This window comes from Bartonella sp. AC70YNML (assembly GCF_042196545.1).
Lineage (GTDB): Bacteria > Pseudomonadota > Alphaproteobacteria > Rhizobiales > Rhizobiaceae > Bartonella.
In genome coordinates, this window is sequence record NZ_JBHIQK010000007.1 from 69,162 (window position 1) to 94,145 (window position 24,984).

The 24,984-nt window shown below is 36.7% G+C and carries 20 protein-coding genes; 14 read left to right on the forward strand and 6 right to left on the reverse strand.

What is annotated here, in order from left to right; genetic code table 11:
* Positions 1-13: 13 nt before the first annotated feature.
* The 4 genes from ACFIMU_RS06105 to ACFIMU_RS06120 all read right to left on the reverse strand — a co-directional run bounded on the left by ACFIMU_RS06105 (position 14) and on the right by ACFIMU_RS06120 (position 9,617).
* Entirely contained in the window at positions 14-1,189 is a 1,176-nt protein-coding gene (locus ACFIMU_RS06105; protein ID WP_375609381.1) for a beta-ketoacyl-ACP synthase, read from the reverse strand.
* Between the two features lie 11 nt (positions 1,190-1,200).
* Positions 1,201-1,485 carry an acyl carrier protein gene (locus ACFIMU_RS06110; protein WP_005773457.1) on the reverse strand — a complete coding sequence of 95 codons (285 nt, stop codon included), beginning with the start codon at positions 1,483-1,485 and terminating at the stop codon, positions 1,201-1,203.
* Positions 1,486-1,673: 188 nt separating this feature from the next.
* Entirely contained in the window at positions 1,674-3,992 is a 2,319-nt protein-coding gene (locus ACFIMU_RS06115) for an NADP-dependent malic enzyme (protein ID WP_375696898.1), read from the reverse strand.
* Between the two features lie 1,065 nt (positions 3,993-5,057).
* Positions 5,058-9,617 (reverse strand): hypothetical protein, encoded by a 4,560-nt coding sequence (locus ACFIMU_RS06120; RefSeq protein ID WP_375615266.1) that lies wholly within the window; start codon positions 9,615-9,617, stop codon positions 5,058-5,060.
* Positions 9,618-10,270: 653 nt separating this feature from the next.
* Between ACFIMU_RS06120 and hfq the strand changes: the two genes are divergently transcribed.
* The 4 genes from hfq (at position 10,271) to ACFIMU_RS06140 (ending at position 15,099) form a co-directional block, all read left to right on the forward strand.
* Complete coding sequence (gene hfq / locus ACFIMU_RS06125; RefSeq protein WP_375677158.1) at positions 10,271-10,510, forward strand: RNA chaperone Hfq; 240 nt, start codon at positions 10,271-10,273, stop codon at positions 10,508-10,510.
* A gap of 54 nt (positions 10,511-10,564) precedes the next feature.
* Positions 10,565-11,908: a GTPase HflX gene (hflX, locus tag ACFIMU_RS06130; protein WP_375608303.1), complete on the forward strand. Its 1,344-nt coding sequence runs from the start codon at positions 10,565-10,567 to the stop codon at positions 11,906-11,908.
* Between the two features lie 144 nt (positions 11,909-12,052).
* Entirely contained in the window at positions 12,053-13,876 is a 1,824-nt protein-coding gene (locus tag ACFIMU_RS06135) for a hypothetical protein (RefSeq protein ID WP_375607104.1), read from the forward strand.
* Between the two features lie 131 nt (positions 13,877-14,007).
* Entirely contained in the window at positions 14,008-15,099 is a 1,092-nt protein-coding gene (locus tag ACFIMU_RS06140; protein WP_375607105.1) for a COX15/CtaA family protein, read from the forward strand.
* 20 nt (positions 15,100-15,119) lie between these two features.
* Here the strand turns inward: ACFIMU_RS06140 and argC are convergent, their stop codons facing one another.
* On the reverse strand, positions 15,120-16,052 hold the full coding sequence (gene argC, locus ACFIMU_RS06145; RefSeq protein ID WP_375608301.1) for an N-acetyl-gamma-glutamyl-phosphate reductase: 933 nt from the start codon (positions 16,050-16,052) through the stop codon (positions 15,120-15,122).
* Between the two features lie 326 nt (positions 16,053-16,378).
* Between argC and glyA the strand changes: the two genes are divergently transcribed.
* The 6 genes from glyA (at position 16,379) to nusB (ending at position 20,917) form a co-directional block, all read left to right on the forward strand.
* Entirely contained in the window at positions 16,379-17,692 is a 1,314-nt protein-coding gene (glyA, locus tag ACFIMU_RS06150; protein ID WP_375615268.1) for a serine hydroxymethyltransferase, read from the forward strand.
* 13 nt (positions 17,693-17,705) lie between these two features.
* The gene (nrdR, locus tag ACFIMU_RS06155) at positions 17,706-18,188 is read left to right on the forward strand and encodes a transcriptional regulator NrdR (protein WP_375607108.1); all 483 of its coding nucleotides are present in this window, start codon (positions 17,706-17,708) and stop codon (positions 18,186-18,188) included.
* Positions 18,181-19,308, forward strand: coding sequence for a bifunctional diaminohydroxyphosphoribosylaminopyrimidine deaminase/5-amino-6-(5-phosphoribosylamino)uracil reductase RibD (gene ribD, locus ACFIMU_RS06160; RefSeq protein ID WP_375615269.1), 1,128 nt, complete (start codon positions 18,181-18,183; stop codon positions 19,306-19,308). The genes nrdR and ribD overlap by 8 nt, the downstream gene beginning before the upstream one ends.
* Positions 19,290-19,907 carry a riboflavin synthase gene (locus ACFIMU_RS06165; protein WP_375696899.1) on the forward strand — a complete coding sequence of 206 codons (618 nt, stop codon included), beginning with the start codon at positions 19,290-19,292 and terminating at the stop codon, positions 19,905-19,907. Before ribD ends, ACFIMU_RS06165 begins: the two co-directional genes overlap by 19 nt.
* A gap of 81 nt (positions 19,908-19,988) precedes the next feature.
* Positions 19,989-20,444, forward strand: a complete 456-nt coding sequence (locus ACFIMU_RS06170) for a 6,7-dimethyl-8-ribityllumazine synthase (protein ID WP_375607111.1) — start codon at positions 19,989-19,991, stop codon at positions 20,442-20,444.
* A 2-nt stretch (positions 20,445-20,446) separates the two neighbouring features.
* Positions 20,447-20,917 carry a transcription antitermination factor NusB gene (gene nusB, locus ACFIMU_RS06175; RefSeq protein ID WP_375607112.1) on the forward strand — a complete coding sequence of 157 codons (471 nt, stop codon included), beginning with the start codon at positions 20,447-20,449 and terminating at the stop codon, positions 20,915-20,917.
* Positions 20,918-20,993: 76 nt separating this feature from the next.
* Here nusB and ACFIMU_RS06180 read toward each other — a convergent pair whose 3' ends face one another.
* Positions 20,994-21,473, reverse strand: a complete 480-nt coding sequence (locus ACFIMU_RS06180) for an outer membrane protein assembly factor BamE (protein WP_375607172.1) — start codon at positions 21,471-21,473, stop codon at positions 20,994-20,996.
* A 221-nt stretch (positions 21,474-21,694) separates the two neighbouring features.
* Between ACFIMU_RS06180 and ACFIMU_RS06185 the strand changes: the two genes are divergently transcribed.
* From ACFIMU_RS06185 to ACFIMU_RS06200, 4 genes are all read left to right on the forward strand, one after another.
* Positions 21,695-22,252, forward strand: coding sequence for a DUF177 domain-containing protein (locus ACFIMU_RS06185; protein WP_375607113.1), 558 nt, complete (start codon positions 21,695-21,697; stop codon positions 22,250-22,252).
* A gap of 149 nt (positions 22,253-22,401) precedes the next feature.
* The gene (gene plsX / locus ACFIMU_RS06190) at positions 22,402-23,472 is read left to right on the forward strand and encodes a phosphate acyltransferase PlsX (RefSeq protein ID WP_375607114.1); all 1,071 of its coding nucleotides are present in this window, start codon (positions 22,402-22,404) and stop codon (positions 23,470-23,472) included.
* 49 nt (positions 23,473-23,521) lie between these two features.
* Positions 23,522-24,496, forward strand: coding sequence for a beta-ketoacyl-ACP synthase III (locus tag ACFIMU_RS06195; protein WP_375607115.1), 975 nt, complete (start codon positions 23,522-23,524; stop codon positions 24,494-24,496).
* Between the two features lie 77 nt (positions 24,497-24,573).
* Positions 24,574-24,888: an integration host factor subunit alpha gene (locus ACFIMU_RS06200; RefSeq protein WP_273791377.1), complete on the forward strand. Its 315-nt coding sequence runs from the start codon at positions 24,574-24,576 to the stop codon at positions 24,886-24,888.
* Positions 24,889-24,984 lie beyond the last annotated feature (96 nt).

Consider the following 24,984-nt stretch of genomic DNA (forward strand, 5'->3'; position numbering starts at 1 on the left):
TAGAAATTCCCCTTCAAACAGCTGTAAGACGCACGATACCTTCAGCTCTTTTTATACCAATAGTTGTAATAAATATTTCACGCACTTCTTTAGGAAAAGGTTTTTCATGAGGACTTAATGCTGGAAAACAGTGTTTTTTTTCAATTGCAAGTGCTGCCAGAGCAAGCGCTAGAGGAAATTGTGCTTCCCGCATATAACCAAATAATGTTGTAATACCGCGATAAGATAGATCAGCATCGTCAAGAGCATATTGTTCTGCTTTTGTTGCTTCGTGAGCACCTGAGGCTGCTGAAATGACTAAGGCAGATTTAGCGCCCACAGTTTTCAACATTGTTGCAATTGACTCTCTCAGTGAAGTTTTGGTTCTATCTGTTTGGTCTGTAACAATTTGACTAATTTCAGCATAAGCACGCGCGTTACGTTTTTTCGCATGCTCTCCACTTTCAAGAACTAGAAAGATACCACCAGAACCGGTTATAATACCGCCGCCGGGGTGAATTTCACGATTCCACACTGGGCTCCATCCATTATGGGTTAAAAGACCACCAAGTTCATGCGCCAACAACATATCATAACTTTGTGCATTATAAGAACTTCCTACAAGAGCATGGGTGCTTTGTCCTGATTTAATACGGGCTACAGCAATTTGAAGTGCAGAAAGCCCACTGCCTTCTTCTCCCATAAATGTACGAGAAGATCCAGTGACTTTATGAACGATTGAAATGTTTCCTGCCAGAAGGTTTGAAAGTTGTGCTAAAAATAATGTTGGACGAAGTTCGGTTGAAAGAGCAACATTTAACATAGAAGCATGATCGGCGATTGTGCGCGCTTTAGAAAGAATTTGTGTATCAACAGTAATATCACGCTCTCCTCCACTTGCCGCTACGATCATATCCATTGTTGAAGTGAGTTGTTCATTATTTTTCATGCCGGCATCATCAAGAGCAAGACCAGCCGCATAGGTACCAAGACGCTGCCATGTTCCCATTTGTCGTTGATCGCTTTTTTTAGGAATCTGTGAACTCCAATCAATTTCGGGCGCTTTATGAACCGTGTAGGGCGAAAAAGTTGTACAATCTAGATTTGGTGTACGGGCTTGAGCATTTAAGAGATTCCAATGTTGATCAGTTCCTTCTCCCAGAGAGCTTATGAGGCCGATACCAGTGATGAATACAGATTGATCATGCATGGTGAAAAAAATTACTCCGCCTGTTTTAAGGCAACGAGATCATCAATTTTTGCACAAAGATTTTTAAGAACAAAGTACTCTTCCGTTGCAACTGTGCCTTCATTGACTTCTTGCGTCCATTGTTCTAGTGGAACCTTTATTCCGAAAGCTTTATCAATAGCGAAAACAATATCAAGAAAATCAAGACTATCGATTCCCAAATCGTCAATTGTATGACTTTCAGGCGTAATTGTATTGCGATCAATTTCACTGATTTCTGCAATAATATCAGCAACTTTATCAAACGTGGAAGGCAATGTACGGATTCCTTATTATAGAGTTAGTAAATTCAAAATATATTTAATACTATTCTTCTAGCCTTTTTTCTCTTTAAAAAAAAGAATTAATCCAGAATATAGCTGTCTTTTCTATAGAGAAAAGAGGTTTACAGTATATGAAGTACTATACCTCAATATTTAAAAAACTTTGAAATTTTATTGCACATTTATTTTACGAGACTATTTTTTCTATTTGCCGCAAGGACGGCAAGGGCTGTTATATTAACAACTCCCCGTGAAGTTACCGAAGGTGTTAAGATATGCGCGGGACGTGCTGCCCCGATCAAGATAGGACCAACATGAAGTGCATTTGTAAGGCTTCTAACAGTGTTGAGCGTGATATTGGCTGAATCAAGTGTTGGAAAAATAAGCAGATTGGCTTCACTTTTAAGACGAGAATCAGGAAAAACACGATCACGAAAAACTTTAGAAAGGGCAGCATCACCGTGCATTTCACCATCTGCTTCTAAATCAGGGTGTAATTGGGCAAGAATTTCTGTTGCACGTCGCATTTTACGCGCACTTTCTGTGTTTTTAGAACCAAAGTTTGAGTGTGATAATAAGGCTGCTTTTGGTGTTATTCCAAATGCTTCAACTTCTTTAGCGGCCAATACAGTCATTTCAGCGATTTCTTCTGCAGAAGGATTTTCATTGACGTAAGTATCTGTGAGAAAAAGAGTACGCTGTTGAGAGATAAGTAAACTCATAGCAGAAAAACGGTGAACATTAGGATCAAGTCCGATAATTTGTTCAATCAATTCAAGTTGACGTTCAAAACGTCCCTCTAAGCCACAAATCATTGCATCTGCTTCTTCTCGCATAACGGCGAGGGCAGCAATAGCCGTTGTTGATGTTCTTACTATTGTTTTTGCCATTTCAGGCGTAACGCCACGTCTTCCTGTATAATGAAAAAATAAATTAACATAATCACGAAAACGTGGGTCATCTTCAGGGTTTGTTAATTCAAAATCTATACCAGGACGAATTCTTAAACCAAAGCGTTTTAATCTAGCTTCTACGACATGTGGACGGCCGATAAGGAGCGGTGTTGCTGTTTGTTCTTCAATGACAACTTGTGCTGCTCGAAGGACGCGTTCATCTTCACCATTCGCATAAATGACGCGTTTACGTTTTGCTGTTTTTGCTGCTGCAAAAACAGGTTTCATCGTTAAACCAGAAAGAAAGACAAATCGATTGAGGATATCATAGTAGGCTTCCATATCTTCAATGGGACGAATAGCGACACCTGTTGCCATTGCTGCTTTAGCAACAGCGGGAGCAATACGCAGTATTAAACGTGGATCAAAAGGAGAGGGAATCAAATAGTCTGGACCAAAACTGGGAGGTTCTTTTGAGTATGCACGTGCTACAACATCTGAAGTTTCTTCACGTGCAAGAGCAGCAATCGCATGAACAGCGGCCATTTTCATTTCTTCATTAATTGCCGTAGCACCTACGTCTAATGCACCACGGAAGATATAGGGAAAACAAAGTACATTATTAACTTGATTGGGATAATCAGAGCGTCCTGTGCAGATCATTGCATCTGGTCGTATAGACTGTGCTTCTTCAGGCATAATTTCTGGTACTGGATTAGCCAGCGCTAAAATTAATGGGTTTGGAGCCATTCTTTTAAGATGTTCAGGCTTTAAAACACCACCCGCAGATAAACCTAGAAAAATATCTGCATTATCAATAATATCAGATAGAGTTCGTGCGTCAGTTTTTTGTGCGTAATTAACTTTCCAACGATCCATAAGGGTCTTGCGACTTTCATAAACAACGCCTTCCAAGTCACTAAGCCAAATATTTTCAACTTTTGCCCCAAGACGAACCAAAAGATTAAGGCAAGCGAGGGCAGCAGCACCTGCACCTGAGGTAACTATTTTTGCATTTTCAATTTTTTTTCCTGAAAGATTTAAGGCATTTAATACAGCAGCAGAAACAATAATGGCAGTTCCATGTTGGTCATCATGAAAAACTGGAATATTCATCTTAGCACGCAGCTTTTCTTCGATTTCAAAACATTCAGGGGCCTTAATGTCTTCAAGGTTAATACCACCAAATGTAGGTTCTAAGGTCGATACCGTTTGTACCATTTGTTCTACATTGGATGCATCAATTTCAATATCAAAAACATCAATATTCGCAAATTTTTTGAATAAAACAGCTTTGCCTTCCATAACTGGTTTTGAAGCAAGTGGGCCAATATTTCCTAAACCAAGAACAGCAGTTCCATTTGATATAACGGCAACTAAATTAGAACGGGAGGTATATAGAGCAGCAAGATTAGGATCTTCATGAATTGCAAGACATGGTGCTGCAACACCTGGAGAATAAGCAAGAGCTAAATCACGTTGATTATCAAGAGGTTTTATTGCTTGTATTTCCAATTTTCCAGGTTTAGGGTATTGGTGATAAAAAAGCGCGGCACTGTCAAGTTCAGCTTTTGGTGACCTTAAATCACTATTTCGTTCTCTAGACATTTTTATGATATCCAAGTTAGTGTGTATTTATATGAGTGTTCTATCTACGATAAGGTTTTGTCCACTAATAGATCCTCATTTCTCTGAATATCAAAATGCGTGAGCATGAGCAAATTCTTCTGGATCATAAAACCAATTTGGTAATTCTTTTGGTTTGTGCGCATGAATAATTTCATGGTTAGTCGCACGTTTGTTTTTCTTTCCTTAATAAAATGCATAAAAATTGATTAGTTTACAAAAGAATAAAATATTTTCTAACGACTATATTACCAAGTCATTATTTTTTTTGCAATGCTTAGAAAATAAGGAAAGAACAGAAGAAATTTTCTTATTCATTTCATTCGTTTTTTATAAAATATATATTTTATTTAAAGTTTTATACGGAGGTAGAAAAAAATTAAACAACAATTTGACAGTTATAAATTGTTTATTCAGCTATTTTAAAGGAGTTTGGAACATTGAGAATGACAAATATGTTGTTTTAAGCAATGAATATGTCACTAAAACAGCTGTAATTGCGCACTCTATACATAAAGTCCATTCCATTAACGCTTTGCTTTATAATTTATAATGAATCATCTCGTATATTGAATGGGAAAGTTGAGTACAATAAGATACATTCATTTCAAATTCACCTAATGTAATAAAAATATTTACTTAGATATTTCAAGTGCGCTTAATATGTGGATAAAAACATGTAAGAAAGGAATAGAAATCTCTCTTATGAGCCATTTTAATAATAACGCATGAAAAAATATTAAAGGCTAGCAAATAAAATAATTTTATTAAATCTTTGTGTTTTTATGAAAATATGAAAAATAAAGGAGTTAAGAAAAAGATAAGGAAATAGAAAACATGCTTTATCATTCTTAGAATGATATGTTGTTTGATAAGCCATTACGCTTCTTTAGGATTATTGCTTAGGATATCAAAGAAAACCGCATGCCAATTATCCCAACCTTTGAAGTACAAAGCTACAGTTGAAAGAAAAGCATTCTATGATGAGCCATTAAAACGACTAGAGAGAGAAAGTGGAAAAAATATCTTTTTCCACTTTCTTATTTGTTATTGGATTCGACCACTTGCATGAGCAAGCATAGTATAAACTTTTCCGGTATCTGATATCAAGTACTTGCGAACTGAGTTGGAAGAGCCAGAACTGCGCGATATATCACGTAAGAGCTTTTCGAAATCTGTAACATATTGATTCACTGAACGTTTAAACCCAAAATCGCTCATATATTTTTTCTTAATCATTTCAAATATTTTTTGTCCACTTAAGGTATAAAGGCGTTCTGTTACGATGTTTTTTTGTCCACGTTGATAATGATCCCATAGCTCAACAATGGCATTGTGATTAATCGCTTGCACTATACCAGCAGCTAATGAATTAAGAGAGCAGTTTGCAGGAGATGGTTTTGTTTGCACTGATGTTAAAACAGCCTCACTAGGGGGAGCATCATAAAATGTTTCTTCACGTGAAGCTCTTTCTAAGAGATTTGATACCCATTTATTTGGTCTTTTTTTGCTTTGATCTTGTTGCAAAATAGGCTTAGGTGGCACAATCTTTTTAACAGACTCAGTGGAACTGTCACTTTTTTGATTAAACATTGATGATGTAGGAAATGCTGATATTAGCTGTTTTTGTGCGCTCTTTTGATCATTTTGTATAACACTGACTAAATCTTGTAACGCTGTAATCTGTTCATTCAAAGCTGTGCGAATTGTTTGCGTTGTTTCTTTTGTTTTTTCTGGAAGTTTTTTTACATTTTCATTGATATCATTATTAATCTTTGAAAGCTCTAAACGAACTTCATCAGCGGAGCGACGTATATCTTCTGCTGCTTCTGAAAAACGCGTTGATGCTTCACTAACAAGCTTATTAAGTGATTGTTGGAATGAATTTGTGGAGTTACGCGCATTCTTATCAGAGCGTTCAAGTGCTAAGTTGAAGATTTTTTCATAATGCCCAATCATTTGATTAATTTCATGAGACTTTGAAACAAGAGCATCGCTTAATACAGAAAGCGTATTATGTTTTTCTTCAAGTGTTGCACTAAGTGAATTTTCAGACTGTTCAAGAACATGAATAGTTTGGGAAAGTGTCTTTGCATGTTCACCAAAACTGCTCGTTATATGATTAATTTGTTCAAAGGTATTCTTTGAAAGTCCTTGCAGAATTTCAACATTAGTATTGAGCGCTTGATTTGAGGCTGACAAACGCTCTGCTACTTGGTCCGTGTTGCGGAAAAAATTATTCGTACTCTCATTAAACTGCCCATCAATATTTTGAACAGCCGATAATAAAACATTACTATTTTCGTGAAAATTGTAAATTGATTGATTCAACTGTGTTAAGATGGATGAGACATTATTAACAAGCTCTTCCTTCATAATCGTTATTGTTTGAAGTGTTTCAGAGTTAGCTTTGGTTAAGCTATTCACTAGAGATTCATTATGTGCATAAATTCTTTGTTCAGCATCTTGTGTGGAGAGAGAGAGTTGTTCACCGATATGCTGTGTTAAAGAATCAATTGATTCTGTCGTACTTTGCGCTGCTTGATTTAAGTGATTTGTTAGCTCTGTTATTTTTCCAACATGTTCTGAAATTTGTGTGGCTGTTTGATTTCTTGCATCTTCCAGACGGCTCGTTACATCAGAGAGCTGATGTCCTAAATTATTTTTAAGATTTTGCATAGAGTGATGAAGAACATCACAGCGTTCATTAAGGACTTGTTCTATTGCTGTTGTTGATGTGTGAATAGTTTCATTCAATAATGCTTGTGCATTATGACTGGCTGTTGTGAAAGCTTCGACAGTATGTGCTGTTTGTTCAGACAAAACGGACAGAACTTTTTCACTGGTATCATAAACTGTTTTTTTAACGTTTGATACAATGCGATTTCCTGATTCTGAAAGAATATTTTCTGCTTGTGCAGTAACATTTGTAACAGAAGAAAGAATTTGTTCACTTGTAGAAGAAAGAATGTCAGAGGCCTTTATAATCTGATTGTGCAGGTTATCTGTCACTGTATTAACAGAATCTTCTAAGGTGACACGCATATTGTCAACACTGCTTTCCAGCGCTTGTTGAATTATCTGACTTTGTTCATTATTAAGCATGAGAGATGTTTTTAAAGTGTCAGAACGTTCCTCAATAACAGATGTTTGTGCATCAATAGCTTCACATACTTGGCTAATTTTTTCAGATAATGTTTCTTCTAGCGTTGTTGTACGTTCAAAAATTTTGTGTGCACGAACTTCTAGATTTGTATCAAATGATTCCATACGCGTCTCAAGAGTTTCAAAGAAAACACCACTCGATTGAGAGAGAGTATTCTTTAAAGTTTCGGCCTGACTTTCAAGATTTTTGATATGATCTTGAACCGTTTCAGTAATATTTTTATTGTTGGCAACAATTGCGCTCTCAACTAAATCTATCTGTTGTTTCAATGCAACATCAACACGTATATCACTTTTTGCAATGAGATTATGGATTGTTTCCATGCGTTGCTCGAGTGTGCGTGCTTGATCGGCAAGAACTTCATTGAGAGAAAAACTATTAATCGCTAAAGAGTCACGTAGAGCATCAGCACGGATATCAATATTTCTCGCTTGTGCTTCTAAAGCATCTTGGGTTGTATTACAACTTTGTACAATGACATCTTGTAACTTTTCAGTGCATTGAATGATGTTCGTAATATGATTTTCAGCTTGTTTATCAACGACTTGAACATTATCAGCCAAAACTTTTTCAATATGAGAAGTATTTTGGGATAAAACATCAATTTGATTTCTTAATGTATCCGCAATTTTATTCTTCTCGTTATCGAGCATATCTGCCATAAGAGCTCGTTGATCAGAAAGTTGTACTTTAAAATCTTGTGAACGTTCTTGTATGATATCAACAATGGCATTGTCGACATATTGAATTTCTTCTCTCAGACTTTCTTTACTTTTATCAATTGCAGAAAGAATAGCTTCACGTCCATTTGTAAATGCATGGGTAATGTCTGCTGTTTTTTCTTGGAGGTTCTCATTTATTTTCAAGACATGAGCTTCCAAGAAGTTACCAAGTTTTTCAGCATTATCCTCTAAAGCCTGACTTCGTTCTATAAAGGAATCAATAATGGAATCACTATGTTTTTTAAGAGAATGATCAACAGTTGCTAAACGTTGTTCAAAGGCTCCAATCGCTTGCGAGGTTACGTTATCAAATTTAGAAGAGAGTTTATGTGCTTGGTCGTCGAGTTTTAAGATCTTCTCATCAAAATTCTGTATAGATTGATTATTACGATCAATAAGAGCTTTATCTAAGGCTTTAAACTTTTCATCGACAGCGTGCAAAGTTTGATCTGTTACTGTTTGTATATGTGTTGCAATTTTAGCAACATGTACTTCCGCTTTTTCAGCTGTTTCATTAAAAGTTTTTTCTATTTGTTTTTCATTATGATCAAATCGTTTTGCAAAGCCATCGAAGTTTTTTCCTAATTCATGAAAAAATTCCGTGTTTTTTTGCTGAATTTGTGTTGTTGTTTTGTTAAATTTTTCAACAAGTTGATTTGTTACGCCATCACCGGCACAGGAAAGTTTTTCAACAAGGTCTTCACCTTGTTTTTGTAAAGTTTGAGAAAGGGTTTGTGCAAGCTTTTCAACATTGGTGACAATGTTAGAGGTAACCAACCCAAATTCATCACTCAGTTGTTCTTGGGTTCCTTTAATTGTTGATTGTACGCGATCTGCATGATTCAAAATGGCTATGCGTTCATTACTCAATTCTTTGATTAATGTGTGAATGCGTGATTCATTCTCAGCATAGGCTTGTTCTAGATTGTGAACTTCACCTTGTATGATTGCTTCAAGTTCAACAGCACGTCCGAGGGTACGCTCAATACCTTCGTTCATTGCCGCTACTTCTTCACGAATGGTTTGCCCTATAGCAATAGCTTGTTTTTCGGATAGATGTTGTGGTTCACTAAGGCGCTGTGCAGCATTGGTCATAAGAAGAGCAATATTATGCAAGTCGTTTGAGCGTTTTGTTAATTGGGCAACGCCCCAAGATATAAGGATAGGAATTGCTGTTCCGGCTGCTACAGCGAGTCCTGTTGGGGATGTAACAAAAGTGCTGATATTGGATAAGGAGCTGAGTCCGGTAGGTGCGAGCTTATGCGCAATAAAAGCTCCTCCCGTTGCCCATAAAGCACTAAGCGCTGTTGTATACCAGTAGACTCGAGAGGAAGAACGCTGCTTTAATGGTCCAAAATTTACAGGGGTTGTTATATCATCATTTGCAGGAAGAAGTTTTGTAGACAACAATGTATTATGAACAGTTCCACCTGAAATATCAGGTGAAGGTTTTGGAGCAAAAAGCTGTTCAACAACGGATTTATCAATAACAGCTTCATCATGAATATTAGAAACAAAAGTTGATGTACCGTTTTCAGCAAAAAATTCTTCTTCTGCCATTGCAATTTTTTGAATCAGATCATCGACATTAACAACATTTTCAGAATTATTGGATGATATCGTTTCAAATCCTGTGTTATCGAAATCAAAGTTCATAGCTTTTGTGAGGGCTTCTTCAACTTCAACTTCAAATGTTTGCAATTTTGTTCTGCGTGCCATACTCGCCTCGTACTCTTACAGCCGGAAAAGGGATACGTCCTCTTCCACATAATTTCTATATACTAGCTGTTAATTATTTAGAAAGGAATATGCTTAGGGAAAAATTTTAAAAACTTATCAAGATAAAGTTAACGCAGTTTCTTGTATCCTGTTTTAAAATATTATAAAATATAGTAAAAACAATTTATTATTTAAATCTAACTAAAACAAAAACACTGTTTACAACTTGTGTTTATAAAAAGCTTTATAAGCCGGCAATCTTTGAAATAAGGATAATTTAATAGCGGTTATATATACAGTAAGGTGCGAATGCCTCTCTTTAATATCGATAATCGTTAATAAATGTTGTTGTCCGCTTGCTTTTATTGATTCTAAACGAAGCAGATTCATCATCACATATAGTCTGTAATAGCTTAGGATGTATAAAGTATGCCTTTGAATTGTAAGCTCATAAAAAAGTAAACGTGGAAAAATTTCTAATTTAATATAGATTTTCGTAAGTTGTACTTTATTATTGCCTTAAAGAGCTGTTTTTTCTCTGATTTCAGTTGTTTGTTTCTGAATTTTGAAGCTTCTACGTTGACAATTGGATATTTTTCAGTCGATATGCATGCACGAATATTTTATGCAATCTAGATAAAGGTGTAAGAATAATGGCAGAGCGATCACAACACCTGCAAGATGTGTTTTTAAATACGGTGCGTAAGCAAAAAATTTCCCTTACAATTTTTCTTGTCAATGGCGTTAAACTCACGGGTATTGTAACTTCATTTGATAATTTTTGTGTTCTTTTGCGCCGAGATGGACACGCGCAATTGGTTTATAAGCATGCTATTTCTACGATTATGCCTGGACAGCCTGTACAGATGTTTGAGAGTGAAAGTCCTGAGTAAGCACGTCATTTTAAGATAGACCTCTTATCCCATTTTAAAAGTACTTAGATTGCTATGATAAATGAAAATGAGAGATTAGGAGGGGTGTTTTCGCAGAATACAGAACAGGTGCGTGCACTTGTTTTGATACCGATTTTTCAAGAAAATAGAAGTGAAAGCTCTTTGAGAGAGTGTTCTATATCTTCTCGTGTTAAAGAATCATTGGGGTTAGCGCGTGCTATAAGGTTAGAAGTTGTTAATTATGAAACGATTAATATTGCAACGCTTCGCTCTGCGACACTCTTTGGAAAAGGTAAAGTAGATGCGTTAACCTGTTATATAGATGAATATTCTATTGAGCTTGCGATTGTAGATCACTTTTTAACGCCAGTACAGCAGCGTAATTTAGAAAAATTATGGAATTGCAAAGTTATCGATAGAACAGCTTTGATTCTTGAAATTTTTGGGGATCGTGCACGAACAAAAGAAGGAGTTTTGCAAGTAGAGTTAGCGCGTTTGTCCTATCAAAAAGGGAGGCTTGTGCGGAGTTGGACGCACTTGGAAAGGCAACGGGGGGGGCGTGGCTTCCTAGGGGGACCTGGTGAGACGCAAATTGAAGCAGATAGGCGTCTTTTACAAGAAAAAATTATTCGTATTCGCCGCGAATTGCAAACGGTTATTAAAACACGTGCACTTCATAGAGCAAAAAGGAAAAAAACATCTTATCCTGTTGTAGCAATGGTAGGATATACGAATACAGGAAAGTCAACTCTCTTTAACCGTTTAAGCGGTGCAGATGTTTTAGCAAAGAATATGTTATTTGCAACGCTTGATCCGACTTTGCGCAAAGTTGTTCTTCCCCATGGAAAAACTGTTCTTTTGTCTGATACTGTAGGGTTTATTTCTAACTTGCCAACGAATTTGATTGCAGCTTTTAGAGCAACCCTTGAAGAAGTGGTTGAAGCGGATCTCATTCTTCATGTAAGAGATATGTCAGATCTTGATCATCGAGCACATGCCCAAGATGTTTTAGAAGTGCTTTCAAGTCTTGATATCGATATTGATGATATGGAGCACATCATAGAAGTTTGGAATAAGATTGATATGTTAGATGAGCAAGCATTGAATGTTTTACAAACAAGCGCAAAGACGCGATTAAATCCTGCTCTCATGGTATCAGCACTTAAGGGGGATGGACTCGATCAATTATTAAGAGCCATTGAAAAGCGAATTTTTGGAGACGTGCAAAGCATTGAATATCTTTTACAACCTCATGAAATGTCGCTTATTGATTGGTTTTATGAAAACTCTGCGGAAATAGTGCAAGAAGGGCATGATGATGGGTCTATTACCATTAGAGCGGTTGTTACTTCTGAAGCAAAAAAACAACTAGAGAGCCTCAAAAAAAATATGAATTAAGTTCTTTAAAGCTATTGTTGAACATTTTTGCTTAAATTTTATATTTTTATTATCTCAAAATAATATGACAGCAAGTTAAGAGGATAGTTACTACTTTCTCTTAATAAAACAATATGAAGAAGTATTTTGCTGGTTAAAATAAAGATGAGTCTTACATGTAATAAAAGACTATTCGTACGTACCGTATGGCGAAGCATTTTGATTGTTTTGCTATTACAAATGCTATGTGTATCTTTGATTTGGTTGTATTATTTTGTCCAGCCCCGTGGTTACCAAGCAACTTTAATATTTTCATTATCTGATTCTGTTGGAAAGCCATTACCAATTAAAAAGCAAGACAATGTTATCGCCTTTTTGTTTTTACAGCCTATAATTTCAAATGATTCTCCTTTTTCTTTAAGGGTTTCTTATAAGAAAAAAAATCAGGAAAATATCCGTTTATCGCGTCATGGTGAACTTATCAACCTTACTTTTGAAGCTGAGACACAGGAAGCAGCACAACGTGGGTTGGAAACTTGGTTTTCCGTATTTTCACAAGCAATCATAAAACAAAAACAATTCTTGTTAAATGATAAATCTGAAGACAAACAATATGATAACACTGCGATTATTAATATCGTGCAGGAATTTCGGTCCTCTGTTGATTCTTTTATTCAGCATGGTGTCAAACAAACAGAGCTTCATGATCTTTCGATGCAATTAATGCAAGCAACTTTAAAGCGTATTCATTTAACAAGTTTGAATTCAACGATTAACATGATACGTGAAAATGGACAGTCTTTACTGTCTTTATCGTTTATTGCAGATAATTCAGCAATTGTTTCTCTGGAATCTAAACGTGATCTCTTGGAAACGCAAAGAGCACATATGGCGGCGCAATTGGGGTGGACACATCCTCAAATTAAGGCAATGACTGCGGAGTTAGAAGCGGTTTCTCATCAATTAAACAATAAAATTTTACAGATCGTTTATCAAGTTCATTCAGATATAATTATTGCAACGGAGTTGGAAAAACAGCTCCAAAAAAGGGTGAGTTTTTTTGTAAAAGATCAATCCCAATCTTTGAATGAAATATTTAACGAGTTTGAAAATAAAATAAAAGCAGCGGTCGATGCACAAAATAAAGTGATGAGCAAATCTGCTCAAAGAGAAAAAGTTATTGGTTCATATTGGGGATTGAGTGATAACCCTCTTCTCTTACAAAATACAAAGATCAATGTGGTAATGCCAACAACATTAGCCCCCATTTCTTTTATGGCTCTTTATGGAAAAAATGTTTTTGTGGGTGCATTGGCCAGCTTCCTTACTCTTTTGCTAGGAATAATGTTATTTTATCCGTTCTTTAAAAGCAAAAAAGACCAACTTTCAGAAGAGGATGTGAGATTAAAAGAAAATGCTCTCAAGAAGAATGAGAGTCTTTTAGTCTCTCAAGAAATAAAAAATCTTGAAGCTTTTATTACGATAGAGGGATTATCTGATGTTTTGAAATGGCATGCTTCAACAGTTATTTCAATTATTGGACCAGAGGCTGCACGGACAGCGGCAAAGCTTTCACTTCATCTCACAAAAGAGAACAAAACAATTTTATTGGTCGATATCTCTGGTCAACAAATAGAGAAAGTCATTGGCCCACATCGCGGACTGAGTGATGTTTTAACCGGCCATGCTCAGATGCATGATGTTATTTACCGCGATTACGATACGGGCGTTGATATTCTTCCTCAGGGATTAACAAGTGCTGTTTCTGCACAAGATTTTTCAAATAATATTTCTCATATATTACAAGAATTTAAAAAAGAATATGATTTTATCATTTTAGAGATGGCAAGCAAACCAAAATATGGTTTTGAACAATTTGCAGAGCTAACAGACTATTATATTTGTAATACTGTTCTTAATGAACAAGATTGGATGATGTGGATGGTAAGCAGCTTTCCAAAGACTGTTTATCGTGTTGTTGCATCATAAACTTCGCAAAAGAGAAAAGAAATATGTATCATATGCTATAGTGGTACGCTTGTTTTTTGCTGAAGTTATAGTACATACTAAAATTAAAGATTTAATGTTAATTTTAAAATGCATTTTAGTTGGAGAGAAGCGTGGGGCAATCAGAGATGGCAGTAAAGAGATTAAACGATAACTTTTTAACACCTGTGCAAAAGGAAAATAGAAAACATATACAGGTGTGGCTTTACTCTATTTTACTGCTTTGTTTGGCAATTGTCTTAGTGGGTGGTGCTACTCGTTTGACGGGATCAGGATTATCTATAACGGAATGGAAGCCAATACACGGTGTTATTCCACCGATTGGTGAGGATCAATGGCAAGAGGAATTTTTAAAATATCAACAAATAGCACAATATAAGCTTCTTAATCGTGATATGACCTTAAGTGCTTTTAAGGTCATTTTTTGGTGGGAATGGGCGCATCGTGTTCTTGGGCGTCTTGTTGGTCTTGTTGCTTTATTAGGGCTCATTTGGTTTTGGGCAACTAAACGTATTGAAAAAAATATCTTACTTCCGCTTATTGTCGTACCTATTCTTATCGCCTTTCAGGGTTTTATTGGTTGGTGGATGGTCGCTTCAGGGATTGGGCAGAGTAATTTAACAAGTGTGAGCCAATATCGTTTGGCATTTCATCTTATAACGGCATGTTTTGTTATTGTTTTTGTTACTTATTTATCTCGAGGACTTGCAGAATACTCAGAAAAGCCAGCAAATCAAAAGGTGCAATATTTTGCGTCTTGGCTTGTTATTCTCGTTTTGATAGAGATTTATTTCGGAGCTTTGGTTGCAGGGCTTCATGCAGGAAAAGTCTATAATACATGGCCGCTTATGGATGGGCAGATTATTCCTGATGGATTGTTGCAGCATCGTCCTGTTTGGCTCAATTTATTCGAAAATTCCTTAATGGTTCAATTTATTCATCGGTTTTTTGCTTATTTTTTATTTATTGTCTCAGTTGTTCATGCTTTCTATGTACAAAAAAATGCTCCACATTCAACCCATTCTCGTCGTGCATTTCTTATCTGTGTTATGATTATTATCCAAGCAGTCTTGGGTATCTTAACACTGTTACATGAGGTTCCGATAAGTTTAGGGCTCATTCATCAAAGTATGGCACTAGCTGTGTTATGTTTTGCGGTTGCGCACTGGCGAGCAACGAAAGGGGCATATCGCGTTGTTGAATAAAAGTTTGTGGGTAGGGAGGTTTAGTCGCTTGAAAGCATTAAATCGAGGTTCTGGATAGCTGCAGCTGATGCGCCTTTTCCTAAATTATCGAATATGGCGCTGAGATTAAAAATGCCTTCGCGATCATTGCCAAATACGAACAGTTTCATACCATCTTTATTGGCTAAACACTCTGGATTAAGTCTTTCAAGTGAAACAGTTTCTTCTTGTGATGCAACTAAAATGGTATTTTGTCCATCGTAATGGTTTGCGAGAATTTCGCGCAAATCAGAACAGTTTGCTGATTTTGTGAATAAATGGCGATGCAGAGGAAGATTCACAATCATTCCTTGGGGAAAACGACCAACACTTGGTATAAAAACTGGGGTTTGATTGATTTGTCCATAGATTTTAATTTCTGGCACATGTTTGTGTGCAAGATTAAGACCATAAATAAAATAATTTTCCTTAATATTCTGTTGAGATTGATTTTCCATTTGTAAAATCAACTGTTTTCCACCACCGGTATAGCCGGAGATTGCATTAATCGAGATGGGATAATCGGCGTCTAGCAGTCCTGCTTCACGGAGTGGGCGAATCAAACTAATGGCACCAGTAGGATAGCATCCGGGATTGGTTACATAATGTGCTGCTTGAATGCGCTTTCTTTGTCCTGCTGTCATTTCAGGAAAACCGTAAACCCAGTCTGGTGTAACACGGTGTGCTGTCGAGCTATCAATAATCCTAATGTTTTTATTTTTTTTAAGCCAATGAACGGTTTCGCGTGCAGCATCATCTGGAAGACACAAAATAGCAATATCGGCTTGATTAAGATAGTCTTGTCGTAGATGAACATTATGGCGATCTTTATGAGAAAGAGAGAGTAGTTTTAAATCTGTACGCCTTTCTAAGCGTTTTTGTATTTGTAGTCCGGTTGTGCCATGTTCACCATCAATAAAAACTTTGGTTGCCATTCTTTTCTCTACTATATTCAGCTTTTCATATTATAAATTATTTTAAATCATTACCAACTTAAATAATAATTATTAAATTATTGAATTTATTTAGATTATAAATATTTTTTTGTAAAAGGTGTAAACAAATAAGAGCGTAAAAGAAGAAATTTAACCTCATTTTTCACCATTTTTATGAGAGACGTTTTTTGCTGTCTCTATGACAAGGAACAGGATAATTATTTGTATCATTATTTTTGAGTGTAAGTAGTTTAAAATGTTTGGTTTGCATGGTTTGCTGTGTTATCGTTTAATGACTTTATTTTTTAATGTTAGGAACGTATTTTATGACTCAGCAAAAAAATGACGCACAAGAGCGCTTTTTTAATGATAATTTACAAACTGTTGATGATGCAATCTTTGATGCAATTATGGAAGAATTTGAGCGTCAACAACATGAAATTGAGTTGATTGCTTCTGAGAATATTGTTTCAAGAGCGGTTCTTGAAGCACAGGGGTCTGTTTTAACCAATAAATATGCAGAAGGTTATCCAAGAAAGCGCTATTATGGTGGATGTCAATTTGTTGATGTCGTTGAAGATTTAGCCATTGAAAGGGCAAAACAGCTTTTTGGTGCTGCGTTTGCAAATGTACAGCCTAATTCTGGTAGCCAAATGAATCAAGCTGTCTTTTTAGCTTTACTTCAGCCTGGTGACACATTTATGGGGTTGGATTTAAATGCTGGTGGTCACCTTACGCATGGTTCACCTGTTAATATGTCAGGAAAATGGTTTAATGTTGTTTCCTATGGTGTACGTCAAGAAGATCAGATTATTGATATGGATGAGGTTGAGCGACTTGCAAAAGAACATAAGCCAAAACTTATTATAGCAGGGGGCTCATCTTATTCTCGATTCTGGAACTGGGAAAGATTCCGTGAAATTGCAGATGAAATCGGTGCTCATTTACTCGTTGATATGTCTCATATTGCTGGTCTTGTTGCTGGTGGCGTACATCCTTCACCTGTTCCACATGCGCATATTGTAACGACAACAACACATAAATCGCTTCGAGGTCCCCGAGGTGGTTTGATATTGACAAATGATGAGGCTTTATCCAAAAAAATTAATTCTGCTATTTTTCCTGGTCTTCAAGGGGGGCCTTTAATGCATGTGATTGCGGCAAAGGCTGTTGCATTTGGGGAGGCTTTGCATCCTTCTTTCAAGAATTATAGTGCCAAGGTGGTCACACATGCGAAAACTTTAGCAAAAACATTACAGAATAATGGTTTTAATATTGTTTCTGGCGGTACAGATAATCATTTATTGTTGGTTGATTTACGTTCCAAAAATCTAACAGGTAAACGTGCTGAATTGGCTTTAGGACGCGCTCATATTACCTGCAATAAAAATGGTATTCCTTTTGACCCTGAAACGCCATCTATAACATCGGGAATTCGTTTGGGCTCACCTGCTGCTACAACGCGTGGTTTTTTAGAAAAAGAATTTATTCAAGTTGGTCATTTGATTTCAGAAGTTCTTGATGGTCTTCGGAACGCAAAAAGTGATGAAGATAATCATGCTGTTGAAATGGCTGTTAAGAAAAAGGTGGAAGATATAACGAATCAATTTCCTCTTTACTCTTATCTCAGCGCTTGTTAAGGATATAAAAGAGATGCGCTGTCCTTATTGTCAATATGAGGATACACAGGTTAGAGACTCGCGTCCTGCAGAAGAGGGGGCAGTGATTCGACGCCGCCGTGTTTGTTCTGTTTGTGCTGGTCGCTTTACAACTTTTGAACGTGTTCAGTTGCGTGAGCTTTTAGTCGCTAAAAAAAGTGGACGATGTGAACCTTTCGATCGTGATAAGTTAATGCGATCAGTTGATGTGGCTGTACGTAAGCGCAATATTGATCCTGATCATATTGAACGAGCAATTTCTGGCATTGTACGCCAGCTTGAAAGTTTGGGAGAACCAGAGATTTCTTCAGAAAAAATTGGGCATCTTGTGATGGAAGCATTGAAAAGAATTGATGATATTGCTTATATTCGTTTTGCTTCTGTGTATCGAGATTTCCGTAATGCAAGCGATTTTCACGATGTTATAGATGAATTATCAAAGGGTATCGCGGATACAGAATCTCGTTTTGATGAATAAAAAAGTGCAAGATGAACGGTTTATGGCTGCAGCTATTCGTTTAGCAGAACGTCATGTCGGTCTTACAGGTGAGAATCCTTCGGTTGGTACATTAATTGTGCGAAACGATAATGGTGGAGGGGCTTTTATTGTTGGCTATGGCGTAACAGCTATTCATGGGCGTCCTCATGCGGAAGTGCAAGCTTTACACATGGCAGGTTCTTTGGCTCAAGGAGCTACTGCTTATGTTACATTAGAACCTTGTGCGCATTATGGAAAAACTTCGCCGTGTGTGAATGCACTTATTGGTTCAGGTGTTTCTCGAGTTGTTGTTGCGCTGACTGATTGTGACAAGCGTGTTGATGGTCATGGTATTGCTCTTTTGCGAGCGGCTGGTATTGAAGTGGTTGAGGGTATTTTAGCTGAAGAGGCTTTTGAATCCTTATGGACGCATTGGTGCATAAGAAAGATACAACGCTGTGCGGTCACTTTTAAAATGGCAATTTCTGCAGATAATGGTGTTGGAAAAAAAGAGAAAGGCAGCGTAAAAATTAGTGGAACACTTTCTCATGCCCATACGCATATTTTACGTGCTCAAAATAATGCTATCCTCGTTGGTATTGGAACTATACTCGCAGATGATCCACAACTCAATTGCCGCTTGCCAGGGATGGAGATGCGCTCACCAATTCGTATTATTTTGGATGCAGATTTATCTATCCCTCTTTATGCAAAAGTTGTCCAAACAGCTATAAAAATCCCTACATGGGTTATTTGTGATGGGGATCTTTCAAAGAAAAGCAAAAAAAATGCATTGGAGCAATATGGTGTGTCTGTTTATTCGGTAGAGATGAACAATGGTTGTGTAGAACCCTTTGCTCTTTTACAGATGCTTTATAAACATGGGATTAATAGTGTTTTATTGGAAGGGGGCGTCAAGACAGGGGAAAAATTTTTGAATGCTGGTTGTGTTGATCATTTGATATGTTTTCATACCCCCATTGTTTTAGGCAAAAATCGTATTGAAGCCCCTCATTTTGGAAATTATCTCTCGCAATTTCATAAAATTGAGACAAGAATGTTTGGAAATGACCGTTTTTATAAGTGGAGACGTAAGACATTATGTTCACAGGAATTATAACGGATATTGGTTGTGTTGAAGATGTTCAACCTTTAAAGCAGGGGATGCGTTTAAAGATTTCCACACGCTATGCTATAGAAAGTTTAGCAATTGGCGCATCAATTGCTTGTTCGGGAATTTGTCTGACAATTGTAGAGCGAGGATTAAAGCAAGAAGATTCCAATTGGTTTGTTGTTGAAGCGTGGGAAGAAACATTACGTTTAACGAATCTTGCACAATGGATAAAAGGAACTTTTGTTAATTTGGAACGTTCGCTTCGATTGGGTGATGAAATGGGGGGACATTTGGTTTCTGGTCATATTGATGGTTTGGCTGAAATCATTGATCAAAAAAAGGAAGGGGATGCAATTCGCTTTTATTTAAAAGTTTCAAGACAATTTATGCCTTTTATTGTTAATAAGGGATCTATTGCACTTAATGGGACATCTTTGACTGTTAATGGTGTTGAGGATTGTGTTTTTGATGTTCTTATTATTCGCCATACACTCGAAATGACAACGTGGGGACAAGCTAAAATTGGAGATCGGGTAAATTTGGAAATTGATCAATTTGCTCGTTATGCTGCAAAACTTTTTACTTTAAAAAGAGAAGATGAATAAGCCAACACTCTATTGATCGTTTTCAGAATTTTATGCTTTATAACTTTGATTTTTTTGATTCGTTTTTTGTGGAATTTCATTATGATGAAAGAGATAGGTAAAAAGCCTCACGTATTGATTGTTGAGGCACGTTTTTATGAGGGGATTTCTGATGCGCTTTTGAGAGGTGCAGTGAATACTTTGCAAAAAGCTGAAGCAAGTTATGATGTTGTAACGGTTCCTGGAGCATTAGAAATACCAAGTGCAATAGCTTTTTCTGAACAAAACAAGATATCGTATGATGGTTATGTTGCTCTTGGTTGTGTTATTCGGGGTGAAACATATCACTTTGAAATTGTTGCTAATGGTTCTTGTCGTGCATTGATGGATTTAACTGTTCATCAACACTTGGCTATTGGAAATGGTATTTTGACTGTTGAAAACGAAGAACAAGCATGGGTGCGTGCAAAACTAGATGACAAAAATAAAGGTGGTTTTGCGGCTGAAGCTGCTTTATGTATGATCGCTCTAAAAAAGAGATTTGGAGATAATCGTTAAATATGGCTGATATAAAAAGCAGACATTTTCCGCGTTCAGCCAATAAACGTGGAGCAGCAAGACTTGCTGCAGTTCAAGCACTCTATCAAATGGATATCGTGGGTTCGGGGGTGATGGAAACTGCAGCTGAGTATGAGGCTTATCGTTTGGGAAAAGATATTGATGGAGACCAATATCTTGAAGCTGATTTTCAATGGTTTTTGGCTATTATAACGGGTGTTGTAAAAGATCAAAAGCAGCTTGATCCGCTGCTTCATCAACAGCTTTCTGCAGAGTGGTCTCTTTCACGTCTTGATTCTATCTTACGCGCAATTTTACGAGCAGGTTTATGGGAGTTGATCAACCGTAAAGATGTCCCTATTGCAGTTGTTATGAATGAATATGTTGATATAGCAAAGGCGTTTTTTGAAGGTGAAGAGCCAAAACTTGTTAATGCAGTTCTCGACAGTATGGCAAAAAAAGTCCGACTCTAAGAGTTACAACCCCCCTCCATTATAGATCTGATATTATCAGACCTATAATATTGAAACGGTACGCAGACTATATGATTTAGTTATGGGGTGGCAAATTCGCAGGGCCTTTTATAATTTGAATTAAGAAAGGATGTTCTTTCGTTACAGTTGGCGTTGTTTGTGTAATAAAGTCAAACACTTGACCGTCTTGTAACCCGTAATTTGCAACTTTTGCAACCTGATTATTTTTATTGAAGTAAATAGCTAAAACTTTGCGATCAATAATCTTTGTTTTCATAAACTGCATCCCACGATAACGTGTCTGTGAGATGTAATAAAAAACTTCATTATCATATTTTGTTTTTAATGAAGGGGTCCCTAAAGTTAAAAGAACTTGCTCTTGACTTGAGCCAATAGAGATAGAACTTAGAGCATTTTTATCAAGAACATAGCCTTCTCTATAAATTTGGCTCGAACCTGAAGAATCAAGAAGACTACACCCAGCAAGCATTCCTATGCTTGCTATTGATAGACCAATCAATAATTTACGTTTGATTAAGGCTATTATGTGAGGCATTTGAAACAATGATATCTCCTTTTTATACTGAGATGTAGGACAAGAAGGCAACCTCAAGTTTTTTCTAATTTTAACTTAATCTACCGTAGCTTACACTGAGTTTCCCTGTTATAAAGCAAATTATGCCATATAGAATTTCTTTAGAAAAGAAAAAAATGCATAAATACTTGAGATAAATAAAAACATGGTGCTTTACGCGTTTTTATGTTTGGGAGTTGTCTATGAATGTTCAAAATGTTCCTCAAATGACATTTGCTTTGGCTTATCCAATATCTGTACGTTCTCTCCCTGCTAAAGGTATAAGGGTTCATTTTTGTGCAAACAAAAAAGAATGTACACATTTAGCCCAGAACCATGATTTAATTGAAGTAAAATCTTGTGAGGGAAAATTTCATATTTTCCCGTGGAAAAAACGTGGAGTGCGTATAAAAGGTCTGTTGCAAGCGCGTATACTACAGTTATGTGTTGTTACATTAGAACCATTAGAAAATATCCTTTGTGAAAATATTGAGGTTGTTTTTGTTCCTGAAGATTCAAATTTGATGAAGCCCAAAATATCAGAGGATACAGGGGAATTGTTTTTAGATGTAGAGGGGCTTGATACTCCTGAAGTGTTTTATGATGATAAAATTGATATTGGCGCAATCATGGAAGAGTTTTTTGAGTTGTCTATTAATCATTATCCACGTAAAGAAGGGATAAAGATGAATATGGTTGAAAATTTAGAAGAAGCAGAGCGAAAATTCTCTCCATTTTCTGTTTTGAAAAATTGGAAGTGATTGTAAAAAAATATAAAAAATATCTATTGTATGCTAAACGGTATTTTCTGCGGAGCGATTTTCGCAAGATATTCTGTGTGAGTATTCAGGAGCCAAAAATCATAATATGTATTTAAAGATGTAAATGAAAAGATGTGGGATATGCAAGCGTGATTAGAATTTCTGTGGATGTCATGGGCGGTGATTACGGTCCAGAAGCAGCTATTGCAGGAGCAGCAATTGTACAAAAATATTTATCAAATATTTATTTTCTATTTTATGGGGTAGAGGAGACTGTTTGTCCGGTTTTAAAAAAATATCCCTGTTTGGATTCTGTATCGCGCTTTTGCCCGACAGAAAGTTATACACGCATGGATGAAAAGCCAAGCCAAGCACTTCGTAACGGACGTGGTAAATCATCAATGTGGTACGCCATTGAAGCGGTAAAAAATGGTGAAGCTGATGCTTGCATTTCTGCTGGTAATACGGGTGCACTCATGGCCATGTCTTATTTTTGTTTGAAAATGCTTGCAGAGGCTGAACGTCCTGGTATTGCGGGTATCTGGCCAACACTGCGCAGTGAGAGTATTGTTTTAGATATTGGAGCAACAATTGGTGCCTCTGCTAGTCAGTTGGTTGATTTGGCGGTTATGGGAGCAGGTATGTTTCGCGCTTTATATCACACTGAAAGACCAAGTGTTGGGCTTTTAAATGTGGGGGTGGAAGAGGTTAAAGGACTTTATGAAATAAAAAAAGCAGGAATGATATTGCGTGAAGTGCAATTAGAAGGATTGGAATATAAAGGATTTGTTGAGGGCAATGACATTGGAAAAGGAACAGTCGATGTTGTTGTAACAGAGGGGTTTTCTGGTAATATTGCTTTAAAAACCGCAGAAGGAACCGCGCGACAGATAGGAGAGATTTTAAACTCTGCAATGCGCAGTTCTTTTTTAACATCTCTTGGTTATTTTTTATCGCGGGGTGCTTTTCGTATACTGAAACATAAAATGGATCCTGATAGGGTGAATGGAGGAGTGCTTTTAGGTTTGAATGGTGTTGTTATAAAAAGTCATGGCAGTGCTAATGCTAATGGCTTTGCTTCTGCTATCCGCGTTGGTTATGAGATGGTTAATAACGGACTTTTACAAAAAATAACGGCTGATTTACGGCGATTTCATGAAAATAAAGAAACACTTTTTGACCAAGAAGATGAAGCAGTGATGAATGGAGAGTCCTTATGATAAGCTCTTATAATAGAAATAAAAAATTTGAAGAAAAGGTAAGAGCTGAATGATTCGGTCAATTATACGGGGTGTAGGAAGTGCTTTGCCGAAAAGAAGTTTATCAAATGATGAGATTGCAAAGTTTGTTGAAACGTCAGATTCATGGATTGTTCAGCGTACAGGAATACGCCAACGTTATATTGCCAGTGAAAATGAAACAACTGTTTCTTTAGGAGTTGAGGCTGCGCAAGCAGCACTTACAAATGCTGGTTTAACAATAAAAGACATCGATTGTATTATTTTAGCAACGTCCACCCCGAATCGTACTTTTCCTGCTTCTGCTGTTGAAATTCAGCATGCTTTGGGAATGAGTCATGGATTTGCTTTTGATATTCAAGCTGTTTGCTCTGGTTTTATTTTTGCTTTAACAACAGGAGATTCTTATTTACGGTGTGGGGGAGCTAAAAGAATTTTAGTTATTGGATCCGATACATTTTCTCGAATTTTAGATTGGGAAGATCGTACGACATGTGTTTTGTTTGGTGATGGTGCTGGTGCTGTTATTTTGGAAGCACAAGAAACTGAGGGGGATATTGCTTTTGAGCGTGGTATATTGTCTGCGAAATTGCGCTCTAATGGTGCTTATATAGATAAGCTATATGTTGATGGTGGACCTTCAACAACACAAACGACAGGCTATTTGCGTATGGAAGGACGAGAAGTCTTTAAATATGCTGTTGGTATGATAACGGATGTGGTTGATGATTGTTTTGCAGCTGCAGGTATGGATTCTTCACAACTAGATTGGTTTGTACCTCATCAGGCTAATAAGCGCATTATTGAAGCATCTGCTAAAAAGCTGGGAATTTCACTAGATAAAGTTGTGATTACCGTTGATCAACATGGTAATACGTCTGCTGCATCAGTTCCGTTGGCTTTAACAACAGCTGTTTGCGATGGAAAAATAAAAGAAGGAGATCTTATCATGTTAGAAGCCATGGGAGGTGGATTTACATGGGGAGCAATTCTTATTCGTTGGTAAATTATGGCTACTTGACCATATTTTAAGAAAACGTATAAGTCATTTTGTAATTTTTAATATTTTAATAGGTGGTTATAATGACAAGTAAGACAGTAACGCGTGCAGATTTAGCGAGCGTAGTTTGTAAAAGAGTGGGCTTGTCACATACTGAATCAGCAGCTTTAGTCGAATTGGTTTTGGATGAGATTTGCAACTCACTTGTAAGAGGTGAAGCGGTTAAATTATCTTCTTTTGCAACTTTTCAGGTTCGCAGTAAAAATGAACGTGTTGGACGCAATCCAAAAACAGGTGTTGAAGCACCTATTCCGCCGCGACGTGTTGTGACGTTTAAGGCTGCCAATGTTCTTAAACAGAGAATTTTAGATTCGCATCGTGCAAAACAGAAAAAATGATATCTCATAAATAAATGCCATGGTATGTTTGGTATTTGTTAAAGAAATGTATAAAATAAAAGTCTTTGTTTTTTAGAAAAAGACTGGTGAGTAAGG